Raw genomic sequence first — 22,454 nt, 5'->3', positions numbered from 1 at the left:
CATGATCTAGAGTCGATGATTATCGCCCGGCCCACTTCGCGACCTCGGGGGTGTACCGGTCTCCCGCCGCGGCCCCGGGGCTGAAGGCCGCGTCGATCTTCGCGAGTTCGGCGGGGGTCAGCACGATGTCGACGGCGCCGACGTTCTCCTCGAGGTGGCCGCGACGCTTCATGCCTGGGATCGGGATGACGTCCTCGCCCCGCGAGAGCACCCAGGCGAGTGCGACCTGCGCCAGAGTCTTCCCGTGCGCCTTCGCGATGGCCTCGAGCGGTTCCAGGAGGGCGAGGTTCTTCGCGAGGTTCTCGTCGGAGAATCGCGGGTTGCCCTCGCGCCAGTCCCCCGAGGCGATGACCTCTCGCCCCTTCACCGCGCCGGTGAAGAAGCCTCGGCCGAGGGGGCTGAACGGCACGAAGCTGATCCGCAACTCGCGGCAGGCCGGCAGGACCGCGGCCTCGGGCTCGCGGGTCCAGAGGGAGAATTCCGACTGCAGGGCCGTGATCGGATGCACGGCGTGGGCGCGTCGGAGCGTCGACTCCGCGACCTCGGAGAGGCCCAGGAACCGGATCTTGCCCGCCTTGACAAGCTCGGACATGGCCCCGATCGAGTCCTCGACGGGGACGTCGGGGTCGATCCTGTGCAGATAGTAGAGGTCGATGACGTCGGTCTTGAGTCGGGCGAGGCTCGCGTCGCAGGCCGAGACGATCCGCTTGGGGCTGCCGTCGACGCCGATGACCGGGTTACCGTCGGGGTCTGGCCGCTTCACCCAGCCCGTCTTGGTGGCGAGGACGAACTCGCCGCGACGGCTCGCGATCGCCCCGCCGACGAGCGACTCATTGTGCCCGTCCTCGCCGTAGGAGTCGGCCGTGTCGATGAAGTTGATGCCCAGGTCGAGGGCCCTGTGCAGCGTGGCGATCGACTCCGACTCGTCGGCCGGGCCGTACGAGCCCGACATCCCCCAGCATCCGAGGCCGATCGACGAGACCCGGATCCCCGTTCGTCCCAACTCGCGTTGTCGCAAAGCCGCCCCCTTTCCGGTTGTTTCTCGGGCTGGATGATACGTCCATACCTCGCCCGACTTCCAGCACCTGTCGGGAGAACCCTCGGGGACGACGAGGCAATCACGGTCGCCGGCATGCATCCGATTCGACCAAATAATTTAACAAATGAAAATGTGGAAATGAGAAAATATCATGTGAGATCGGTCTGAAAGTGGGTTCGGAAAGCAGCGCGGGCCTGGCGGAGTGCCACGGCCCGCGATTGATTCATCGAGGGTAGGATGCCGGCAGGGATCACTCGGCCCAGAGCCGGGAGTCCTGGCGGATGCTCCACTTCGTGACCTTCCCCTGCTCCTTCGGTGTTTCGATCACGGCGAGGAAGCCCTCGGGCGTGAGCTGGATCTTTACCGGCGAGGTCTTGGCATCGACGGGCTCGCTGATGCCGAGCTGGTCGAGGGTCTCGGCCCAGGTCTTATGGGCGTTCTTGTGGGCCCGCTGGGCGTGGTAGACCGCCATGAGACGCTGACGGATCGGGAGCGAGGTGTCGGGCTTGAATGCCACCTCGCCCGGGGGACGCGTGGTGAACTGGACGAAGCCCCAGTGCTCGGGCCGGTGCATGTCGATGAAGCCTTGCGGGCTCCAGACCCAGTTGTCCTCGGGACGCTTGGGCACCTTGACGTACTTGCCGTCGAGGATCTGCGTCAGCCACTCGACCCTGGAGAAGTTGACCCGCCACTGATCCCCGTCGGTCGGGGGGCATTCGCGGTGGGCGATCGACTTGAGCGCGGCCCAGGGGATGGCGAATTCGACGGACCAGCCCTTATCCGTGTCGCTCGGGTCGTTCAGGGTGCCGTCGACGTGGACGGCCGTCTTCAGGCCGGGGAGCTCGTACTGGTTCTCGGCGGGCCCGCCGTCGCGATACGCCTTGACGAGCCGGAGGTCCCACTCGGTATTGAGGGCGTTGATCTCGAGCTCGCCGTAATCCTGGTTGTCTCCGTCGGGATCGATGAAGATCTCGAAGTCGTTGTCCTGGAAGATGACGGCGTCATGCTCCTTGAGCGTGCCCCAGACGTGGGGCTCGTCCAGTTGCGCGGCGAAGTAGAAATACTGGTCGTCCCAGAGCATCTTGGCCCGCGTCCTGAAGCGGGGGAGAGGCTTCTTGTCCCCTTCGATATCGACGAATTCCTCGGTCCAGGCTGCGTCGGCCCACGAGGCGTCGTCGAGCTTGCCATCGATGACGATCGGTTGGCTCGCGCGCTGGCAGACATAGCCGCGGGGTATCTCGGCCGCGGGGAGCGAGGTCGTGATGCCGAGGGCGAAGAGACAGAGAGTCGCCCGGCGGGCGCACGATAAGGCCCTGATTTGGCTCATGCTCATAGGGGGAATTTCTCTCGAATGGGTGGGACGCAACGAAACCCGGAAGCTTAGGTCGACGCGTGGGGGAGCGGGATATGGGAGGCCTGCCGAGAGATCGGGCCTGGGCATGCTGGGTCGAACGGGGTGAGATCCAAAGCGAGTTGGGCCGAAGGTAATGCGTCGCCTCGCGGTATCACTGCGAGGAGAACTTGCCCGCATCCCAGATGTTCAGGGTGCCTTCCCAGCTATTGGACGCAATCCGGGAGCCATCGGCGCTGAAGGAGACCTCGGCATTGAACTGGTAATCGCCCGGCCGCTGGGGGGCGAAGCCGCGGAGGGCCATGACCCCCTGCCCCGAGGTCGCATCCCAGAGCTTGACGACCCCTTCGTACCCGGTCGAGACGAGCCGCTGGCCGTCGGGGCTGAAGATGACGTTCGTGATCGCATGCTTGTGCCCCTGGAGCGTGAGGATCTCGCGCCCTTGGGTCAGTTCCCAGACGCGGATGGTCGGCTCGTCTCGACCCACGGCCGCGAGGCGGGTGCCGTCGGGACTGAACGCGACGTCGGTGATCAGGCCCTCTTGCCCCTTCAGGTCCAGCAGGAGTTGCCCTGAGTCCGGATCCCAGACCTTGACGTGCTTGTCCTCCCCGGCCGTCGCGAGCTTCGACCCATCGGCGCTGAAGGCGAGTCGGGCGACGGATGAGGCCCCTTCCGGGATCAGGGTGAGGAGCCGCTTGCCCGTCTTGGCGTTCCAGAGCAGGACCTCGCCCCTTGCCGGTTTCTCGTCGGGTCCTCGGCTGGCCGAGGCGATGACCTGGCCGTCGGGGCGGATCGCGACGGCCGAGAGGGTTGCGGTGTGCTCGCGGAAGGTCAAGAGCTCGCGGGCGGTGGCCGTGTCCCAGATCGTGACCCAGCGGTCGTCGACCTGGGACGGACCGGCGAGGATCCTGGCTTTATCGCCGAAAGCCGTATCCTTCCGAGGGCTTCGATAGACGTTGTTGATCTTGATGTCGTGCTGGCTGAGCAGCTTGCCGGAAGTGGAGTCCCAGGTCTGGATGGAGCCGTGGTCGTGGCGCACGGCCAGGAGGCGTTCGCCGTCGGGGGTGAAAGTGACGTCGCCTGCCCATTCGCCGCCGGTGTCCCCCTCGTTGCGGAAGCTGAGCTCGCGGGGATCGCGCCGCGTGTCCCAGACCTTGACCGTCCGATCTTGGCTGCCGGATGCCAGGCGCGTGCCGTCGGGATGGAAGGCGACGCTCCGCACGCCGAAGGTGTGGCCGCGGAACGTGATCAGTTCTGAGGATTTCTTCACGTCCCAGATCCTGACCGTCTGATCGGCGGACGACGTCGCGATCTTGTCTCCCTTGGGGCTGTAGGCGACGGAGGTCGTCTCACCGACATGCCCTCGGATCTCGCGCCGAAGCTGGCCGGTGTTCACATCCCAGATCGTGACGGATCCCGACTCATTCGCCGCGCAGAGTGAGTGGCCATCGGTACTGAACGCGAGCGAGCGGATGGTCCCTTGCTCTCCCCGGAAGACCCGAAGGACGGAACAGGTCACGGGATCGAGGAGGCTGACGGTCGACCCTCCATCGCCGACCGCCAGGCTCGAACCGTCGGGCCGGTAGGTCACGGAGCACGCACCATGAAAGGCGTCGGTCTCGGACGGGGGCTGCGACGTCCGGAATTTCCAGAGGCGTAACGTCTTGCTGTTCAGGACGGCGACCGTCTTGCTGTCGGGCGAGAAGGTCACTGAGATGGCCTCGATGGGGATCCCTTCAAGCCGATGGACCGCCTTGAAGGTCCGCGCGTCCCAGACGATCACTTCACCATCGGCGCATGCCGAGGCGATCCAGCGGTTATCGGGGCTGTAGGCGACGCTCCAGATCGCCCCCTTGTGACCGTCAAGCGGCCCCATCAGCTTGCCGGTCGCCGCCTCCCAGACCAGGAGGTCGCCGGGGGTCCGGAATGGGTCGGTGCCGGGGAGGTGATACGGGATCCCCGACCCGGCGACGATGCGCTCGCCGTCGGCGCTATAGGCGACGCAGTGGACCCAGTCCCGGCAGCCTTTGAGGGTGAGGAGGTCGGCGTGAGATAGCTTGCGGAGGTAGTACCACTCCCAGCCGCGGAGGTCGGTCCGCCCGGAGGCGGGGAGGCATTTCTCCAGCAGGACCTCGGCCCCGGCGACGTTGTTGTTCCTCCACTCGCTCTCGGCGAGGGCGATGTGGCTGAAATAGAGCGACTGCTCGGCCTGGCGCCGCTGCACGGCCTCGGCGTTGGCGTTGGCGAGGGCCTCGCTCTTCGCCCGCTCGGCGCTGCGCTCGTTCTGCTGGGCGAGGAGCAGGGTCGCCTGGAGGTCGGAATTCACCTCGTGCAGGTTGTCATTGAACTGGTGCAGCATCGCGTTGTACTGCACCGCCGCGATGGAGCCGGCGATGAGCGAGAGCAGGGCCACGCCGAGCAACGACGCCAGGGCCGGTCGCCTCCGCGACCATCGCCAGACCCGCTCGGTCCAGGGGATCTGGCGGGCGAGGATCGGCTCTCCGCGCAGGTAGCGGCCGAGGTCCTCGGAGAGGGCCAGCGCGGTCGGGTAGCGTTTGGCCGGCTCCTTCTCCAGGCATTTCAAGGTGATCCGCTCGAGGTCGACCGGGATCCTCGGCTGGAGCCGCCTCGGGGGGACCGGCTCCTGGATGCTGACGAGGATGAGGGTCTCCATCGCCGTGGGGGCGTAGTGCGGCGGGCGCCCGGTGAGCATCTCATAGAGGATCACGCCCAGGCTGTAGACATCGGTCGGGGGCCCGGCCAGTTCGCCATAGCCGCTGGCCTGCTCGGGGGCCATGTAGCTCGGGGTGCCGACGAGGTCGCCGTCGCGAGTCTGGTGGTCGTTCAGCTCGACACGTTTGGCGACGCCGAAGTCGGTGATCTTGGGGACGCCCAGGCGCGTCAGCAGGATGTTCGAGGGCTTCAGGTCGCGATGGATGATCCCTCGCGTGTGGGCATAATCCATCGCCGAGGCCAGGGTCTGCACCATCTCGGCGGCCTCGCGGGCCGGCTGGGGCTTGCCGCCGAGCCTGGCCTCCAGCGAACCGCCGTCGATGAACTCGAGCCCGAGATAAGGACGCCCCTCTCGCCAGCCCACGTCGTAGATCTGGACGATGTTCGGATGCTGGAGCTGCGCGACGGCCTCGGCCTCGATCTGGAAGCGCGAGGCGAGCTTGTCGGGGTCTCCTCGGACCACCTTCAGGGCCACCAGTCGGTTCAGGGCGATCTGGCGGGCCTTGTAGACGAGGCCCATCCCCCCTTCCCCGAGCGACTCGAGGATTTCATATCCTTCGACGCTCATCTCGCCGAACCCGAAAGGATTGCCGCCTTCGGGATTTGCCTTGGACTTCGTCGGTTTGTGGGCCGTGGAAGGACGCCTTTCCCGGGGCTTCTTCCCTCCCTCCCTCCTATGTCCTAAGGCGTTCACTAATTTCGAGGCGATGTCGGAGGTATATTTCGTTGAGGAGCCGGCATGACCCCAGCCGGATGCGGTCGGGGAACCCGAGGCGGATCGGCGCAAGGCCACGAGGATCTCGTCGGTCTCGCCGTCGAGACGCTGGGCCCTGGCCTCGCACCGAGGGCATACCTCGAGGTGATTCGCCACCTCGACCAGTACGTCCTCGACGAGATCGCCAAGATTGAACTCGACCAACTCTCGGTCAGTCGGACATCTGTCGCGATACACGGTCGATCACCTCGCTCCGGAGCGATTTGACAGCGGGGGCCATGATTGCGAAGTTTTTAATTGACGTGGCTGCGAGCATTGTGGTGAATTGTAGGTCGCATTCGTCGCCCGCTGCAAGAAACATCGGAGACGTGTGACACCGCTCGCCGGGCTCTTCCTCTCTCCCAGCGAGCATATCCTTTCGGAACGCGGATTCGGTTGGTTTTTGTCCGTTTGCGTTTCACGATTCTGGTCGGATAGCCGAGTTTTAACCTGAGTTGGTGCTAGGTCCTCGACGAGTTATGCCTCGTGAGCCTGACGGGGTGCGGGTACGCCCCTGGGTCGACGCATTTTACCCAAATCGCGGCCGCGGGCGGATATCGGCGGATTAACCTGGCGATTGCATGTTCATCTCACGAAATCCTTCGATGAGACCGACATGAAAATTCACGAGAAAGACACCGGCGACGACTCCTGCCTCTATCGTGGGCTCGCATCCCGTTGTATACTTCGATTGATGACAAATCGGCTTCCAAACACTCTTACCGTCGACGCAGACTAGGGAGTGAAAGCGCCGTGCATCAGCCAAGATTCGCCGCGAGCTTGAGGCCCAAGCCGGCCGACGCCACATCGCTGACCCTCATGGAAGGGATTCGGGCCCACCGTGAGGAGGCGTGGACCAGGCTGCTCTATCTTTACACGCCACTCGTCCACCATTGGTGCCATCGCTGGGGGGTCCGCGGCGAAGATGCCGAGGATATCGTCCAGGAAGTCTTCCAGGCCGTCGCCCTCGGGATGCGGACATTCCGCTACGAACGCTCCGGTGATACGTTCCGGGGCTGGTTGAGGGGGATCACCCGCAACAAGCTGCTCGACACCTACCGCCGGCTCGGCCAGGGTTCCAGCCCGGCGACGGGCGGGGCCGATTCCTATCGGATGTTTCTCGAAGTCCCGGATCCCGGCCTGGGTGACGGCGACGACGCATCGGACCTGGAAGTCGCGGGGATCCTGCGACGAGCCCTCGAGATGGTCCGCGGCGAGTTCGAGGAGCGGAGCTGGCAGGCCTTCTGGCGTGCCGCCGTCGAGGGGCACGCCCCCGCCGACATCGCCATGGACCTGGGCGTCTCTCCGGCCGCCGTGAGGCAGTCGAAGTCCCGGATCCTCCGACGCCTCAAGGAAGTCATGGGGGAGATCCCCCCCGCCTTCCGCGCCCATCACGCCGCCCACTCGTAATCGAGCCGACCTGCCTCTCCTGCCGACCTCCTGACGCCTGGCCTTCCCACCTTGGCGGATTCCCCCCCCGGCTGGTGGGTCGTCTTTCCTTCCTTTCCTTCAATTCGAGCAATCTCGCCAGGCCCATCCTCGTGGCTTACGACGGTGCCAACGCTGTGATCGCGTTTGCGACGCGGCCGATTTCCATTTTCAATAGGGAAGAATCAAAAACGACCATGTTCAAACTTATGAAAATGACTTGTGAAAGAATCAAATTGAATTAAAGTGAATCAATTTATATTAAATTTTTATGTATGTTCTAAGATATGAGATTTTTTGGCGAGCCGCGGTCGTCGTCAAGCAGGCCTGCTCCCTCCAGGGTTTCTGCCTGCTTTCGCGGTGAAGTTGACTGCTCGTGTGCGCATGAATCGGACATCGATGTCGTCGGAAGCCATTGCTAAGCTTGCGTCGCCTTCTCGCCCACGGATCAATCCGGGCCCCGTCGTCGATACCGACGGCGGGGCCGTCTTATTAGACTCTCAGCCGCACGTGTGGCAATGGGTCCATTTCCAACGCTCTAGATCAGGATGGCGACCGATGAAACCGAGCCTCAACCGTCGCACGTTCATGTCGGCCGGCGCAGCGAGCGTCGCGACCCTGGCCATGGGGGCCCTGCCCCCGAAGCCCCTCGGATCGCGCAAGCCCGTGGTCATCTCCAGCGGGAACGAGAAGGTCGTCGAGATCGCGATGGAAAAGGTCAAGGCAGGAGCCGACCCGCTCGACGCCGCGATCGAAGGGGTCGCCTATCTCGAGGCGGATCCCAACGAGCACACCGTCGGCTACGGCGGGACCCCCAATGAAGACGGGGTCGTCGAGCTCGACGCCGCCGTGATGCACGGACCGACCCACGGAGGCGGTGCCGTCGCCGCCTTGCGCAACATCATGCACCCGGCCGCGGTCGCCCGCGTCGTGATGCAGCGCACCAAGCACGTCCTGATCGTCGGCGAGAACGCGCTCAAGTTCGCGAAGGACCACGGCTTTCCCGAGGTCAATCTCCTGACCGAGGACTCGCGCAAGGCCTGGATGCACTGGAAGGAAAGCCGGCTCCGCGGCGATTCCCGGATCCCGACGGAGCTCGCCAGCCTCGAGCCTCACATCCAGACGATGACCAAGACCTATGTCCACGGCACGATCCACTGTTCCGTGCTGGATAGTCACGGCGATCTCGGCTGCGTGACCTCCACCTCGGGCGTCGGCTACAAGGTGCCGGGGCGCGTCGGCGACTCGCCGATCCTTGGCGCGGGGTTGTACCTCGATAACACGATCGGCTCGTGCGGCTCGGTCGGCCTGGGCGAGGTGAACCTGCTGAACTGCTCGTCGTTCCTCGTCGTCGAGTACCTGAGGCGCGGGATGGCCCCGAAGGATGCTCTCGTCGAAGTGCTGAAGCGGATCCATGAGACGACCACGCGCGACCCCCGCTTCCGCGACGACAAGGGGAAGCCGAACTTCGGCGTCTCGTTCTTCTGCCTCACCAAGGAAGGGAAGTTTGCCGCCGCCAACATGCGTGGCCCGATGAACCTGGCAGTCTGCGACGGCCACGACATCCGGACCGTCGAAGCGGCGATGCTTTTCGAGTGAGATTGAGCTAGGAGCTCGATGCGTCGAGAAGACCGCGAGCCCGGTCGGTGTTTAAACGACCCCATGGAGACCAGCTCTGGCTTGCGCCGGCTGGTCTTCCACTTCTGCTCCGGATTCAAAGAGGCGACTTCAGGTCGAGGGGTGGGTCGTTACGGGTAGGGAACGAAGGTTCTCCGTCACTCGCTCCTGGCGCGGGTGGCGGTCATGACGGTTTGGTCTGACGGAGCCAAGTCCAATACCATTCGCTTCAAGTCAGATTATGTCGGGTGCCCTGACGCTCTCGTCGCGTCAGGAGCGGGCCGGCGTCCGACGCACGGCGCGATGCTTGGGGGCGTAGTTCATCTTGCCCGCCTCTCGCGATTCAACCCGATCGCCGAGATTATCCAACCACTCGGAGAGTTCGTCCGAGATCATGAAGTCCATCTCATCTCTGATGCGCGAGATGCGCCGGGAGAGGAGGCGGAGTTCCGTGGGTGAGGCGTCGTGGCTGGTCAACTCGCGGTGGGCTCGGGAGGCAAGGTCACGAACTTCCGCGGCGAAGGCGGCTGGGTCGTGCTGGTTCATTTTCTGCAAATCCGCAGTCATTTTCTGACTCAGAGGGCCCCGACTTCCGCCGACCCGATCCAACACGAGTCACAAGTCGGTTCTAATGCATAGTACGTTGAAATGGCCGGAACGTTCAGTCCGACCTCGCGGAATTCCGCTCCTTGGGGGCCGAAACCGGACGAGGATGATGCGCAACTCATTGTTAAGAGATTGTTTGTTGCGAACCGGCCCCGGCGAAAAAAATGTCAACCTCGCCGCCGCTCGCGCCGGGATGGTTGCATAAAAATTTGATACATTTGATGTTCGCGGACACACGTCTGCTCAAAGGATTGCTCAGGTCCGGTCCTAAGAAAACCTCAAGTTCTTCCCCTCGATCTCGACTTGACCATTTTTTGGAAACCCCATAGAGTCCGACCGCCGTTCGATCCACAAGGATTGTGGTCGCGCGGAGACATTTTTCAAGATCACGGCTGATTCTCGGGCTGTGAACGGGGGTTCTCCCCTATGCGGTGTGCAAGGAGGCAGGTCGATGAGGCGGACAGACGCGAAGCGCGGCTGGTTCCCGGCGGCCCTATGGGTCATCGCCGCGTTGATATTGGCTGGCGCAGCCCCCAAGAAGAAGCGGATCGAGGGTCCTCCTCCTAAGGCGGAGGAATCGATCGGCGATGTCGCCTACATTCCGATGCCTTCCGAGCAGAAGCTCGAAGGGGTGGGCCTGGTTGCCGGGCTCGACAATACCGGCGCCGATTCTCCGAATTCGTGGTACCGAGAGCACCTCATCGAGGATATGAGGAAGGCCGGCGTCGAGGATCCGAACCAGATCCTGGCCGACCCCCATTTCTCGATGGTGATCGTGAAGCTGAAGGTGCCGGTCGGGGTCGACCAGACGGACCGGCTCGACGTGGAACTGGAAGTCCCGCCCGGCTGCGCGACGAAGAGCCTGGCCGGCGGCAGCCTGATCTCGTGCCGCTTGCGCGAGACGCTCGTCCTGGGGGGCACCCCCAAGGAAGGTCCCGAGCAGGCGACCGCCCAGGGGCCGGTGATGGTCGGCAGCGAGGCCAAGCCGACGGATCCCAAGCTCGGCCGAGTCCTCGGGGGCGGCAAGGTCAAGAAGGCGACCCCGTTCAATCTCGTCCTCAAGGATAGCCGGCGCAGCTTCCGCACGTCGGCCCTCATCGAGGCGATGCTGAATCAGCGGTTCCCCCTCCACGAAGGGGTCCAGCTCAAGGGCGTGGCCACGGCCAAGAAGGACACATACCTCGAGCTGAAGGTCCCGAAGGTCTATCACCACAACTACTATCGCTACTTCCGGGTCGTGAAAGTCCTGCCCCTCGTCGACCTCCCCGCCCTCCGTCAGACGAGGATGGAGCAATGGGGCAAGGAACTCATGGATCCGACGAAGGCGGGGATCGCCGCCTTGAAGCTCGAGGCCCTCGGGCCGACGGCCGCGGACACGCTGAAGGAAGGATTGAAGAGCGACAACTCTCAGGTCCGGTTCCTCGCGGCCGAGTCCCTCGCCTATCTCAAGGATGATTCCGGCGCCGAGATCCTCGGCGACGTCGTCATCAAGGAGCCGAAGCTCCGGGCCCACGCCCTCGCCGCCCTGGCCGCCTGTGCCGCGAACGCGTCGAGCGACCAGACTCGCGCACAGTCGAAACTCGTCAAGCTCATGGACGTCGCCGACGTCGAGGTTCGCTACGGGGCCTTCGATGCGCTCCGAACTCTCGACGAGAACAGCCCGTTCCTCGGCCGTCTGCGGGTGATCGACGTGCAGCCCGATCCCGAGGAGGCGAGCGAGTCGATGGCCGTCGCGCTCTCGAGTGCCTACCGTCGACCCCGCAACGCCGCGGTCGACCCGTTCTCCCTGTATGTGATCGATTGCGAAGGTCCGCCCATGATCCACCTCGCCCGGACGAAGCGGAGCGAGATCGTGATCTTCGGTCGCGACCAGAAACTGCTCACCCCGATCGTCCTGTCGAACGGTCCGCTCATGCTGAACGCCTCGGACGGCGACGAGCAGTTGTTCATCAGCAAGATCGTCTCGGCCGCGCATGGCGAGGACGAGAAGACCCTCTCCACGCTCGAGGTGGCCGACGCCATCCGTCGCGTGGCGAATCTCGGGGCCAAGTATCCCGACGTCGTGAGCCTGCTCCAGGGGGCGAACAAGCAGCGGAACCTCTCGGGTCCGCTCGTCGTGGACGCCGTGCCCGTCCCCACCGAGCTGTATGACCAGATCGCGATCTTTGGGAAGGATCCGTCCAAGAAGGACGAGGAAGTCAAGAAGGCGAGCCTCAACTCCAAGAAGAAGGGGTTCTTCCGTCGCCTCTTCTCCGGCGACTGAGGAATTTCTCCGCGGTGATCCATGGGGCCCTCCTCGAAGCAAAGAGGGGGGCTTCATGCCTTTTTAGCCTGCAAAGTCGACCCTGTCTTGCGCATTTCCTCCGATTCGGAATCCCGCCCCAGCTCCTATCCCTGCCAGTATTCGCTCGTTTGTTCGAGCTAGTCCTGGTCCATTCTAAAGTCGCACGCCGCGCCGCTCGAAAAATAGTCTTGACGGTCAGGTCCGCTACGGCACGGAGGCCAGAGATTGACCTCTTGGTGGCCCTAGACCGAACAACTCCTCGCCAATGGGCGAGGAGTGCTCGACTCTCGACGGGGGGACGCGTATCGCCGAGGCGTTTCCCCCTCGCTCACGGAAGGGTTCTCTCCGAGATGACAACGTCTTGTCGAGGCCCGAAGCGAGCGAGAACGGCGAGGGTTGGGAGCGGGGTCGGAGCGTCTTCCATGATTGCCGTCTCTACTCGGCCGCGACCGTCACTCGAAACGACGGACGTGGCTCGATGAGCCGGGACTGTCACCGCGCCGACATGGGTCATTCCGGAGGGGTGAGGAAACCTCCGAGGTCTCGCACCAAATCAGGGCGAGTGGAGTCCTCGACATGAAGAAGGTGTTTACAACCGGTCAGGTCGCGAAGATTTGCAAAGTCGCGCCTCGTACCGTTTCCAAGTGGTTCGATTCGGGCCGCTTGCGTGGATATCGCATTCCGGGTTCGCAGGATCGTCGTATCCCTCGCGAGCATCTGCTTCGGTTCCTCAAGGAGCACAACATGCCCTTGGGTGATCTCGAAGCGGAGGTTTACCATAAAATCCTGGTAGTGGGCGCCGACGCTCCCCTGCTGTCCAGCCTCCGCGACCAACTCCGCGAGGGCGACGATTTCCGCATCGAGACCGCCGCGTCGGGCTTCGAAGCGGGCATTCGGGCGGAAAGCTTCCACCCGGACTGCATCGTGATCGACCTGGCCGTCGGCCGCATCGAGGCCGGCCAGATCGCCCAGAACCTTCGAAAGAGCCAGGATCACATCTCGACGATCCTCGTCGCCCTGACCAGCGACGAACCGAACGAAGAGCTGTATGCCATCGGCTTCAACGACGCGTTCAAGAAGCCGTTCGACGGCGCTCTGCTCGCCGAGCGAGTCCGCCGTCTCATCTCCCAGAAGAAGGCCGACGAGCCCTGATCCGAAGCGGAGAGCATCTCCCCTTCACAAAAGGGCCTCTCCAGTGACGAGCCCGAGGTACTCCCTGGCCAACGCCGGGGCGAACCTCGGGCTCGTTCCCTTTTCCCGCCTCCCGGATACGCATTCGTCGCCCGCCTCCATCCCGACGACTCCCGTCCTCCTCGGAACCGGCCCCTCGCCCGGGAAGCCGGGATCGCTCATAATCCTCCCGGATGCTGGCCGGCCTCATCGAACCAGACAACGCCAAGACCGCGAAGGTTCTCAAGAAACCCGCCCCCATGACTGAACGACCTCTCGCAGCGAAGAAGCCCTTCTGGTCCCTGGGGAAGTTGACCCTCGCCTGGACCCTCCTCGCCCTCCTGGCGACGGTCGGGACGATCGGCGGGATCGGGATCACGGTCGACGAACCGCTCGACGTGCGGCCGGGGCGGACGTACATCGCCACCCTCTTCGCCCGAGGTTCGGGATTCTTCCGGCCCGAGGTCGTCGACATGGTCTTCCGCGACAACGCCGAGCATCCGCCGCTCGGGCGCTGGCTGCTCGGCATAGCCTCGACTCTGGGCGAGCCGATCGAGATGTTCCTCATGGGGGGCCCCGACCCCTTACGGCTTTACATCCATGCCGCGCGAGTCGCCCCGGCGGTCTGCTTCGCTTTGCTGGTGGGGCTGATCGTCTGGACGGCTGGGTCGCACTACGGCCGCGCGGCGGCTTCCGGGTCCGGGTTCGCGATGCTGGCCATGCCCAGACTCTTCGCGCATGCCCATCTCGGGGCGCTCGACACCTTCCTCTGCCTCTTCTGGATCCTGGGCCTTCTGACGACGGAGTTCGCCCTCCGGCAATCCCGCAACTGGCTTTTCATGTTCCTCGCGGGGCTGGCGTGGGGATTGGCCCTGCTCACGAAGATTCACGCCTGGTTCCTGGCCCCCATCCTGTTTCTCTGGTGGGTGCTGACGGCTCGAAACAGGTCAGGCAAGGTACTGTTGGGGTGGGTTGCCTGGGGAGTCGGCGGGTTCGGCGTGTATCTGCTGGGCTGGCCCTGGCTCTGGCACCACTCTTTGGAGCGGCTTCGCGCCTACGCTGGGACCGGGGTCGAGCGGACGTCGATCCAGGTGCTCTACTTCGGCCAGGTGTTCGCGGACAGGGACGTACCCTGGCACTACCCCTGGTTCTACTTCCTGGTGACGGTGCCGGTCGGTCTGCACCTGCTCGGGGGGATCGGGGTTTTCGCAGGGCGTCGCGACCGGTTCTCGTGGTTGCTCTGGGGGGCGATCCTCTTCTTCCTGATTCTCTTCAGCACCCGGATCCCGGTTTATGACGGCGAGAGGCTCTTCCTGGTCGTCTTCCCGCTCTGGGCCGTCGTGATCGGCCTCGGTTTCTCGAAGGGATGGGAGTGGGCGGGTCCTCATCGAGTTCGGAGAGGGCTCCTGTCGATATTCCTGGTGGCCCAGGGATTCGGCCTGGTGTCGACGCACCCGTTCGGCCTGAGCTACTACAACCTGCTCGTCGGCGGTCTGCCCGGCGCCGAGCGCCTCGGACTCGAACTGACGTACTGGAACGACGCCGTCGATTCGACATTGCTCGACCGACTCGCGAAGGAAGCCAGACCCGGCGATACCGCCGCCCTGGCACCGACCCTCTACCCCACCCAGGGGATGGCCTCGACCACCCGGCTCATGGCCCGCGACGGCCTGGTGCTCGGGGATGAGGACAAGGCCCTGAAAGCCAGGTGGGTCGTCGTCTCGAGGCGGACGGCGTACTGGAAGCCGGCACTCAAGAAGCGGCTCGAGGCGGGGAAACCGATCCTGCTGCGGAGCCGACAGGGGGTCTGGCTCTCGGGGCTCTGGGATTTCGGAGGATCGCCGAGATCGTCGGCAGATTCCCCCTCTCTTTCGGAAACGCGTGCATCCCCCTAGCAAACATGGCGACGCTCTGTAGAATACGTTCAGAAGAAATTGAAACAAGGACGGTCGGATGGCGGAGCTGACCCATTTCGACAGCGAAGGCGCGAGCCGGATGGTTGACGTATCCTCCAAGGACGTCACCCTTCGGACTGCAAAGGCCAGCGCCGTCGTCTTGATGGAACCCGCCACCCTGGCCTTGATTCGAGATCGTCGCCTGGCGAAAGGGGACGTCCTCGAGGTCGCCCGCCTGGCGGGGATCATGGGGGCGAAGCGGACGGGGGATCTCATCCCCCTCTGCCACCCGATCGGGCTGGACGGCGTGGAAGTCTCCTTCCAGTTTGCGGATGACGCCTCGATCCGGATCGAAGCCCTGGCGCGTGTCACGGCCAGGACCGGGGTCGAGATGGAGGCGCTGACCGCGGTCAGCGTCGCCGCCCTCACGATCTACGACATGTGCAAGTCGGTCGATCGAAGCATGGCGATCACCCAGATTCAGCTTGAGGAAAAGACGGGCGGGCGCAGTGGTCACTACCGGCGGGGGCCGGATTGACCTCCTCGAAGGACTCGCGCCGAGATTTTTGATGACCGGATTCTTGGAGACGCCTCGCGACACCTTGGGTCGATCGAATTCGCTCCGCCGAAGTTCGGCCTGCGGTGCTCGGTGAAGGGTCGACGAGCTACTCGGGAGTGGTGGGATGTCCTCGCGATCTCTCTTGAAGGCTGAGGAAACGAGCCGCAAACTCGCGGCTATCTATGCGCCCATCGCCGCCGAACTGGCCGAGTCCGAACGGATCTTCGCCGAGGAGCTGGGCAGCCATTATCCGTTCGTGCAGCAGCTCGTCGACCACTGCTCGGACTTCCAGGGCAAGCGCATCCGCCCGGCCCTCGTCCTGCTCACGGCCCAGGCCTGCGGTTCGGTACAGCCGGCCCACCCCGTGCTCGCCGCCGTCGTCGAGATGATCCACACGGCGACACTTGTGCACGACGACATCCTCGACGAGGCGATGATCAGGCGCCACGCGGCGACCGTCAACGCCGAGTGGGGCAACGAGACGGCCGTCCTGCTGGGCGACTACCTCTTCACCCACGCCTTCCACCTCGCCGCCTCCCTCGAGACGACCCTCGCCTGCCGCTGGATCGGGCATGCGACCAACCTCGTCTGCGAAGGGGAGATGCAGCAGATCCACAACCGTGGGAACCTCGTCCTCGACGAGGATACTTACTACTCCATCGTCCGGGGCAAGACCGCCGAGCTGACCGCCGTCTCCTGCCGCCTCGGTGCCCACTATGCGGGCGCCTCGCAGAGCCGGGTCGACGACATGGAAGAGTATGGCCGGGACCTCGGCATCGCCTTCCAGATCGCCGACGACGTGCTCGACCTCTGGGGCGAGGAGCGCACGACCGGCAAGAGCCTCGGCACCGACCTCGAGAAGCAGAAGCTCACGCTCCCGCTGATCCGCCTGCTCAACACGGTCGAGCCCTCGGCGGCCGACAAGATTCGCCAGATGCTCGCCGAACCCGAGCCCGACCGTAGCCTCCTCCGCTCCTACCTCGACGGCTCCGACGCCCTGGAATACTCCTGGGATCGGGCCCGCTACTTCGCCGCCCAAGCCTGCTCTCGGCTCGATGACCTGCCGGAATCTCCCGCCAAGACCGTCCTCAAAACCTTGACCCAGTACGTCGTCCGTCGCGCCTCGTGATCGGCGCGACGGCGGCCCTGCCCGCCGTCGACTGTCCCGCTCTCCCGCCGTTTTAGATAGCCAGGACCGCCCGCGCCTCCTTCTCCGCCCGTTCCTCTACGCGCATGCATTGGTCTCATTGGATGGTATGATTATCATCCAAGTGAGCAACGCTGATGATACGAGGATAATCTTGCAAGTTTAGGATGGGCGGTTGTCGGGTCCCGGGAGTATGCTATACCCGAGAGCGTGGGATTAGGAAATTATCCCTCCTTTTGCCGCTTCGCCGAGGACTTTCAGATGGACGCCGAAAAGGCCTCTCCCCTCCAAAGGAAGCTCATGGCCCAGATGCTCCGCCGGGGCTTGAATGGCCAGAAGCTGGCGAAGATATCCAAGGTCAGCGACTCCGAAATCTCTCGGATCCTCGCGGGTAAGTCGCGCCCCGGGCTCGAAAATGCGTTCCGTCTCGCTCGGGCCGTCGGGGTTTCCCTCGATTATCTCGCCGACGATACCCTCGAGCACGACCCCGCTCGTTCGACCGACCCCCTATCGACCGAGGAACGCGAGGTCCTCGAACTCGCCCGCGGGATCGGCTGCTCCCGGGCCGTGCGGATCCTCGAAAATATTCGCATTGTCGGATATGAAGTGGCGATGCGACGACTCCTCGACGCCAAGCCCAGCGTCGAGCCCGAGGAAGTCTCCCGCCCCGCGCCGACGCCTCCCGTACCCGTCGTCCCCGCCGTCACCGCGACGAGGATCGGCTGAGCCCCGCGATTCTCCGACGAGCCCGCGTTCCGCTCGAGAACACGATCAGTTCGATGCCGGTACGGTTGATAGAGTCGAACCGGTGCCTTCGACTTGCGCCTCGATCCGCAGGAATCCGTCGCGATCCAGGCTCCCGCGAACGCCGGTGTCGACCCACTTTCCCTTGCCGGCGACGAGCGCAATGACGCGGCCGGTTTCGTTCGGCCCGAGGTCATTCCCCGCATCGTCCTCGACCTTGAGCGCGACGCCCGGCACGGGATGGCCGACGGTCCCCTCCTTGTATCCAACCTGGTTCACATCAGCCGCGTGATAATCCGAGGCGGCCGAGGTGAGCAGCCCCAATACGGGATGCTCGAACCTTGGTTTGCTCGGGTCGAGGGTTTCCAGTGGGCCCACCTGGCCTCGGCGAAGTTCGAAGGCCCGCACCCCGGCTTCCAGGACAGCCTGGCGAAGCGCGAAAATCGTGATCGGCGGTTTGACGGGCCTCCCGTACACGACGACGACGGTCCGCCGCCAGCCTTTCGGCCACTTGCGGAAGAATCGCCCGCCCGAGTAACTGAAGACGCTTCCCCAGAGGTTGTCCAGATAGACCGGGACCACCGGGATCTGCTCCTTGCCGTCGATGATCACCTCGATGCCCCGATAGAAGGGGCCGAGGAGGCCATTCCGGGTGAGTTGAGCCTCGGGGAAGAGCGCGACGACCTCGCCTCGCTCGAGGGCATCCCGAGTCGCCTTGATCGAAGTCCTGAGCGCACTCGGCTTCGAGAAGGGGACCGGGATCAGGCCCACTCGCGAGGCCAGATGACGGATCACGGGGAGGCCAATATAGCTTGCGTTGACGAGTGCCCGTGCGCGCCTCGGGAGGTTCGCGGCCATGACGAAGCCGTCGATCCAGGTCACATGATTGATGGCCAGGACGGCGGGCCCGGTCTTAGGGAGGTTCTCCTGCCCCTCGACCACGAACGAGTAGCGAGGCCAGAGCAGACATCGAAAGACACCCAGGATAATCCAGGGCAATGCGGCGTAGATCAGGCCGAGCGACAGCAAGGCGAGCCCGGCAATCACGAGGTAGTTAGGCAATGGTAACACCATCGTCGGGTTCCGCCGTCTTGGACGGACTTCGCTTGAGCGGAGGGATCAAGGCGAGGCTGACCAGGGTCAATCCCGCCGCGACGAGGAAAGCCGAGCCATAGCGGCCGCCGAATGCGGACTTCATCAGGGAGAAGAGATACCCACCCGCCACGCTGACATTCGAGACGGCCATGAAGAGGGCATAAGTCGACGCGGCCATGCGAGGATCCGACGCTTCCATGGCCAGGACGAAGAAGATGGCGTCATCCCAGCCGTTAGCCAGGCCGAAGCCGAATCCCTGGACCGTCGCCGAGGCGAACCCGCCCACGTAGGCCTGCCCCGCCGTGGTCGCCGCGAGTGAGACGATGCCGAAGGCCAGGATGAGGCCGCGACCGAACCGGCGGGACGCCAGGGTCAGCAACGCCGCCCCGACCGCTCGCCCGACATAACGCATCGAAGAGAGGCGGCCGATCTCGCTCTTGTTGAAATGCAGTGACTGGTAGTACGGGCTCAAGTTGATCTCGACCCCGTACCCGACGACCGAGTAGAGGCCGCCGAAAGCCAGCAGGACCAGAGATCTCGGCAGGATGAGGACCTTGAGGGCCGCCCACTGGAATCTCTCGGCATCGGACGCTCGACTAGGCTCCTGGCAACGGACGGCCAAGGCAAGTGGGATCAGGCCGAGTGCCGCACAGGCCCATAGCACCTGATGGTAGCGAACCGTCGGGATGCCCTTGATGTCGAGCCAGTAGCCGAAGGCGAGTGAACAGACCATGGCCGCGATCGCCCTGGCAGCGACGAGCATCCCTTGAACCCGCGAGCGATCCGTAGGGGGCGTGATGTCGATCACCATCCCGTCGCAGCACGTGTCATAGAGCGCCAATCCCGTGACCGTGAGGATCGCCACGATCGTGAAGGACGTCGACGACCGCGACGGGTCCAGTTGAGCCAGGCCGACCAGCCCGAGGGATTCGACGAGAAGTCCGAGAATGATGTAAGGCTTGCGGTGTCCGAAGCCGAAGAAGTTGACCCGGTCCGAGAGGGGGCCGCCCAGGAATTTGAGGATGAACGGGATCAGGGCCAGGCTCTGGATCCCGGCGGCATGCTCCTCGGTCACCCCCGCCGCGATCATGTAGAGCTGGTTGAAATTGAAGAAATAGGCGACGACCACCCCTTGCAGGGCGTAGAGCGACGCGAAGAGGGCGAAGTAGATCGGGCTCACCCGTTCCTGGCGGCTCATTCGACATCCTCGATGATGGCAGGCGCCTCGGGCAGTCGGCCCGAACGGAGGCTGTGGCGGATCATCTGCTTGGCCCGATCGGGCAGCGGCGAGGCCTCGACGCGGGCGATCGTCTGCTCGACCGGATACGGGACTCGCTTCAGCTCGATCTTGTTGTCGTCGATCACGGCGTAGGCCGCGCGAGGGTCGCCGTCGCGGGGCTGGCCGACGCTCCCCGGATTCAGGATCACCATCCCGTCCACCGCGAGGTTGAACTGCATGTGGGAATGCCCCACGCAGACGATGTCGGCCTCGATGTTATGGACCCGCTTGGCCCAGGTGACGGGGTCCTTCCGCAGATATTCGTCGAGCGGGTCGCGAGGCGTGGCATGCACCATGAAGATGCGGAGCCCATCGACGGTGATCCGCTGGGTGAGCGGCATCTGGAGCAGGTAGCGACGCTCCTCCGAGTCGAGCGCATCCCACATCAAGGGGCGTGAGACGCGGGTGAGATAGCGATAGCCGAGGTCGCCGCTCACAGCGATCCCTTGCGCGACGCCATGGTCGTGGTTGCCTCGGATCGAGTAGTGCGCGTGGTTCATGGCCCAGCGCACGCACTCAGCGGGGTCGGGGCCGTAGTCGACCAGATCCCCGAGGCAGAGGCAGATGTCGTGCGGCTCATCGATGGCCGACAGGGCGGACCAATTCGCGTGGATGTCGGAAACGACGAGGATTCGCATCAGGGTCGGTTCCGGGACGGGTCTTTGACGACGGTTGTCGTGAACAAGGCGGCCTCGAGTTCGGTCGACGACGATCCGAGCGATAGGCTGGCCCCTCGCCTTCGGGCTGGAGGAATAATCTGACGTGTTCGTCGTGAGTCGGAATGCATCCTCAGGCTCGGCTCATCCTAGGCCGATCCAGCGGTCGTACCAGAGCTGGAACATCAGGAGGGTCCAGAGCGGTTTCCGATGGTCGCGAACCCCTTGCTGATGTTCGAGGACCCGTCGAGACACTTCATCGGGCCGGAAGAGACCTTGCCGTTCGAGCCGTTCTCGTGCCAGGAGAGAGTCCAGTAGCGGGGCTAAGGGCCCTCGGAGCCAGCGGGCGACCGGGATCCCGAATCCCTTCTTGCGGCGGGCGAGGATGGCGGCCGGCACGCGTCCTGTGGCCGCCCGCTTCAACAGCCGCTTGGTCTGGCCTCGCCCATATTTAAATCCAATCGGCATGGACTGAATAGAGTCCACCAGGGTCGCGTCGAGAAACGGCGCACGCACCTCGAGCCCGCAGGCCATGCTCGCACGATCCACCTTGCTCAGGATGTCCTCGGGCAGGTACGTATCCTGATACATCGCCAGTGATCTGGACATCGGGTCGGGCTCGGTGAGGAAGGCCCTTGCGCGAGCCAGGTGCTCGGCCTCCACCTCGACCGTGTCCGTCGCCACGAGGATGCGGCCGATCTCTCGCCCCGTGTACGAGCCGAGCCAGCGCTGATGCGCCAGAGGCAGCGGTTCGTCCGCGCCTCGGAGGAACTGCTTGAGCTGGAAGTCGAAGCTGAAATTGCCGTGATTGACGGGGAGTCGCCCCACCGCGGCCCCGGCGAGGGCCTTCGCGGGCCCAGGCAGTCGGCGGAAGAGCCCCGCGGCGCCCTCGGCCTTGAAGGTGGGATAGCCCGCGAGCAACTCGTCGGCCCCGTCACCTCCTAGCACGACCTTGACCTCATCCCGGGCGAACCGGCTCAGCAGGTGGGTCGGAAGGAGTGAGGCGTCCCCGAAGGGTTCGTCGAGCCAGGCCGCGACCTCGGGCAAGAGCTCATAGACGGCCTCGACGGAGAAGCGGCGCTCGTGATGATCGGTGCCGAGGAACTGCGCGACGCTCCGCGAGTGGGCGCTCTCGTCGAAGCTCGGATCCTCGAAGCCGATGGAGAAGGTGTGGATCCCGGCGGCCGGCTCCAACTCGGCCAGGGCCGTCACGACGCTCGACGAGTCGAGGCCCCCCGAGAGGAAAACTCCCACGGGGACGTCGGAGCGTCGATGCCGAGCGACCGAGGCGCGGAAGTCGGCCCAGAACTGCTTGGCTGCCTCCGCGAAGGTCGGGGCGTCGGTCGCGACCCGAGGGGCCTGCCAGTAGCGCGAGATCGTGGACTTGCCCTCTTCCCAGACGAGGACGTGCGCCTGAGGGAGCTTGCGGACCCCCTTCCATATGGAATAAGGCGCGGGGATGTATTCATAGAAGAGGTAGCGTGCGAGGCCGTCGAGGTCGAGCTCCCGGGAAACGTCGGGATGCTCGAGGAGCGCCTTGGCCTCGGAGCCGAAGACGATCCCGCCGCGTGGGGTCTCGGCATAGAGGAGAGGCTTCTGCCCCATCCGGTCACGAGCCAGGACGAGCCGCCGACGAGGGATGTCCCAGATGGCGAGCGCGAACATCCCGTTGAGGTGCTTCACGAACTCGGGGCCGTGGTCCTCGTAGAGGTGGACCAGGCACTCGGTGTCGGAGCGGGTCTTGAAGGTGTGGCCGCGGGCTTCGAGCTGGGCACGCAGCTCGGGGTCGTTGTAGATCTCGCCGTTGAAGGTGACCCAGATGGTCCCCGTCTCGTTCGACATCGGCTGGCCGCCGCCGGCGATGTCGATGATCGAGAGGCGGCGATGCCCGAGCCCCGCGGCGCCTTCCCGGAAGAAGCCGTCGCCGTCGGGCCCTCGGTGTGAGAGCGTTGCCGTCATCCGCTCGAGGGTGGCGAGATCGGCCTCCTCGCCGCTGCGGTTCACGAAACCGGCGATCCCGCACATACGCGATTGAACTACCTTCGGTCGTCGGAGGTTGAGTGTCGGATCCGTCCCCTTGAGCGTACCCGACAGGGC

The 22,454-nt window shown here is 64.5% G+C and carries 16 protein-coding genes; 8 read left to right on the top strand and 8 right to left on the bottom strand.

Annotation, left to right across the window (positions count from 1 at the left end; all coding sequences use genetic code 11):
- Window positions 1–19 precede the first annotated feature (19 nt).
- From ACOYYX_RS33445 to ACOYYX_RS33435, 3 genes are all read right to left on the bottom strand, one after another.
- The gene (locus ACOYYX_RS33445) at window positions 20–1,018 is read right to left on the bottom strand and encodes an aldo/keto reductase (RefSeq protein WP_422926995.1); all 999 of its coding nucleotides are present in this window, start codon (window positions 1,016–1,018) and stop codon (window positions 20–22) included.
- 271 nt (window positions 1,019–1,289) lie between these two features.
- The gene (locus ACOYYX_RS33440) at window positions 1,290–2,372 is read right to left on the bottom strand and encodes a carbohydrate-binding family 9-like protein (RefSeq protein ID WP_422926994.1); all 1,083 of its coding nucleotides are present in this window, start codon (window positions 2,370–2,372) and stop codon (window positions 1,290–1,292) included.
- 172 nt (window positions 2,373–2,544) lie between these two features.
- On the bottom strand, window positions 2,545–5,691 hold the full coding sequence (locus tag ACOYYX_RS33435) for a WD40 repeat domain-containing serine/threonine-protein kinase (RefSeq protein WP_422926993.1): 3,147 nt from the start codon (window positions 5,689–5,691) through the stop codon (window positions 2,545–2,547).
- A gap of 939 nt (window positions 5,692–6,630) precedes the next feature.
- Here ACOYYX_RS33435 and ACOYYX_RS33430 point away from each other — a divergent pair.
- Together ACOYYX_RS33430 and ACOYYX_RS33425 are read left to right on the top strand one after the other, a co-directional pair.
- Window positions 6,631–7,287, top strand: a complete 657-nt coding sequence (locus ACOYYX_RS33430; protein WP_422926992.1) for an RNA polymerase sigma factor — start codon at window positions 6,631–6,633, stop codon at window positions 7,285–7,287.
- Window positions 7,288–7,863: 576 nt separating this feature from the next.
- The gene (locus tag ACOYYX_RS33425; RefSeq protein ID WP_422926991.1) at window positions 7,864–8,904 is read left to right on the top strand and encodes a N(4)-(beta-N-acetylglucosaminyl)-L-asparaginase; all 1,041 of its coding nucleotides are present in this window, start codon (window positions 7,864–7,866) and stop codon (window positions 8,902–8,904) included.
- 288 nt (window positions 8,905–9,192) lie between these two features.
- On the opposite strand, the gene ACOYYX_RS33420 is transcribed toward ACOYYX_RS33425, so the two are convergent.
- Window positions 9,193–9,468: a hypothetical protein gene (locus ACOYYX_RS33420; protein WP_422926990.1), complete on the bottom strand. Its 276-nt coding sequence runs from the start codon at window positions 9,466–9,468 to the stop codon at window positions 9,193–9,195.
- A 511-nt stretch (window positions 9,469–9,979) separates the two neighbouring features.
- Here ACOYYX_RS33420 and ACOYYX_RS33415 point away from each other — a divergent pair.
- The 6 genes from ACOYYX_RS33415 to ACOYYX_RS33390 all read left to right on the top strand — a co-directional run bounded on the left by ACOYYX_RS33415 (window position 9,980) and on the right by ACOYYX_RS33390 (window position 17,309).
- On the top strand, window positions 9,980–11,791 hold the full coding sequence (locus tag ACOYYX_RS33415) for a flagellar basal body P-ring protein FlgI (protein WP_422926989.1): 1,812 nt from the start codon (window positions 9,980–9,982) through the stop codon (window positions 11,789–11,791).
- Window positions 11,792–12,388: 597 nt separating this feature from the next.
- Window positions 12,389–12,964, top strand: a complete 576-nt coding sequence (locus tag ACOYYX_RS33410; RefSeq protein WP_422926988.1) for a helix-turn-helix domain-containing protein — start codon at window positions 12,389–12,391, stop codon at window positions 12,962–12,964.
- 278 nt (window positions 12,965–13,242) lie between these two features.
- The gene (locus ACOYYX_RS33405; protein ID WP_422926987.1) at window positions 13,243–14,877 is read left to right on the top strand and encodes an ArnT family glycosyltransferase; all 1,635 of its coding nucleotides are present in this window, start codon (window positions 13,243–13,245) and stop codon (window positions 14,875–14,877) included.
- Window positions 14,878–14,935: 58 nt separating this feature from the next.
- On the top strand, window positions 14,936–15,415 hold the full coding sequence (moaC, locus tag ACOYYX_RS33400) for a cyclic pyranopterin monophosphate synthase MoaC (RefSeq protein ID WP_422926986.1): 480 nt from the start codon (window positions 14,936–14,938) through the stop codon (window positions 15,413–15,415).
- Between the two features lie 145 nt (window positions 15,416–15,560).
- Window positions 15,561–16,565, top strand: coding sequence for a polyprenyl synthetase family protein (locus ACOYYX_RS33395; RefSeq protein WP_422926985.1), 1,005 nt, complete (start codon window positions 15,561–15,563; stop codon window positions 16,563–16,565).
- A gap of 279 nt (window positions 16,566–16,844) precedes the next feature.
- On the top strand, window positions 16,845–17,309 hold the full coding sequence (locus ACOYYX_RS33390; RefSeq protein WP_422926984.1) for a helix-turn-helix domain-containing protein: 465 nt from the start codon (window positions 16,845–16,847) through the stop codon (window positions 17,307–17,309).
- A 45-nt stretch (window positions 17,310–17,354) separates the two neighbouring features.
- Here the strand turns inward: ACOYYX_RS33390 and ACOYYX_RS33385 are convergent, their stop codons facing one another.
- From ACOYYX_RS33385 to asnB, 4 genes are all read right to left on the bottom strand, one after another.
- Window positions 17,355–18,401, bottom strand: coding sequence for a 1-acyl-sn-glycerol-3-phosphate acyltransferase (locus ACOYYX_RS33385; RefSeq protein WP_422926983.1), 1,047 nt, complete (start codon window positions 18,399–18,401; stop codon window positions 17,355–17,357).
- A complete protein-coding gene (locus ACOYYX_RS33380; protein WP_422926982.1) occupies window positions 18,382–19,620 on the bottom strand; it encodes an MFS transporter in 1,239 nt (412 codons plus the stop codon). Before ACOYYX_RS33380 ends, ACOYYX_RS33385 begins: the two co-directional genes overlap by 20 nt.
- Window positions 19,617–20,339 carry a metallophosphoesterase family protein gene (locus ACOYYX_RS33375; RefSeq protein WP_422926981.1) on the bottom strand — a complete coding sequence of 241 codons (723 nt, stop codon included), beginning with the start codon at window positions 20,337–20,339 and terminating at the stop codon, window positions 19,617–19,619. Before ACOYYX_RS33375 ends, ACOYYX_RS33380 begins: the two co-directional genes overlap by 4 nt.
- Before the next feature lie 162 nt (window positions 20,340–20,501).
- Window positions 20,502–22,361 carry an asparagine synthase (glutamine-hydrolyzing) gene (gene asnB / locus ACOYYX_RS33370; RefSeq protein WP_422926980.1) on the bottom strand — a complete coding sequence of 620 codons (1,860 nt, stop codon included), beginning with the start codon at window positions 22,359–22,361 and terminating at the stop codon, window positions 20,502–20,504.
- Window positions 22,362–22,454 lie beyond the last annotated feature (93 nt).

Source organism: Singulisphaera chitinilytica, from assembly GCF_049331405.1.
In the GTDB taxonomy this organism is placed as follows: domain Bacteria; phylum Planctomycetota; class Planctomycetia; order Isosphaerales; family Isosphaeraceae; genus PoT.
The sequence above is the reverse complement of the archived record's forward strand: the minus strand, read 5'-3'. Positions and strand labels throughout refer to the sequence as shown.

Excerpts from the sequence above, each read along its gene's own strand:
- ACOYYX_RS33440 (WP_422926994.1), bottom strand. The coding sequence starts at position 2,372 with ATGAGCATGAGCCAAATCAGGGCCTTATCGTGCGCCCGCCGGGCGACT.
- ACOYYX_RS33420 (WP_422926990.1), bottom strand. The coding sequence starts at position 9,468 with ATGAACCAGCACGACCCAGCCGCCTTCGCCGCGGAAGTTCGTGACCTT.
- ACOYYX_RS33435 (WP_422926993.1), bottom strand. The coding sequence starts at position 5,691 with ATGAGCGTCGAAGGATATGAAATCCTCGAGTCGCTCGGGGAAGGGGGG.
- ACOYYX_RS33390 (WP_422926984.1), top strand. The coding sequence starts at position 16,845 with ATGGACGCCGAAAAGGCCTCTCCCCTCCAAAGGAAGCTCATGGCCCAG.
- ACOYYX_RS33380 (WP_422926982.1), bottom strand. The coding sequence starts at position 19,620 with ATGAGCCGCCAGGAACGGGTGAGCCCGATCTACTTCGCCCTCTTCGCG.
- moaC (WP_422926986.1), top strand. The coding sequence starts at position 14,936 with ATGGCGGAGCTGACCCATTTCGACAGCGAAGGCGCGAGCCGGATGGTT.
- ACOYYX_RS33410 (WP_422926988.1), top strand. The coding sequence starts at position 12,389 with ATGAAGAAGGTGTTTACAACCGGTCAGGTCGCGAAGATTTGCAAAGTC.
- ACOYYX_RS33395 (WP_422926985.1), top strand. The coding sequence starts at position 15,561 with ATGTCCTCGCGATCTCTCTTGAAGGCTGAGGAAACGAGCCGCAAACTC.
- ACOYYX_RS33385 (WP_422926983.1), bottom strand. The coding sequence starts at position 18,401 with ATGGTGTTACCATTGCCTAACTACCTCGTGATTGCCGGGCTCGCCTTG.
- ACOYYX_RS33415 (WP_422926989.1), top strand. The coding sequence starts at position 9,980 with ATGAGGCGGACAGACGCGAAGCGCGGCTGGTTCCCGGCGGCCCTATGG.
- ACOYYX_RS33405 (WP_422926987.1), top strand. The coding sequence starts at position 13,243 with ATGACTGAACGACCTCTCGCAGCGAAGAAGCCCTTCTGGTCCCTGGGG.
- ACOYYX_RS33375 (WP_422926981.1), bottom strand. The coding sequence starts at position 20,339 with ATGCGAATCCTCGTCGTTTCCGACATCCACGCGAATTGGTCCGCCCTG.
- ACOYYX_RS33425 (WP_422926991.1), top strand. The coding sequence starts at position 7,864 with ATGAAACCGAGCCTCAACCGTCGCACGTTCATGTCGGCCGGCGCAGCG.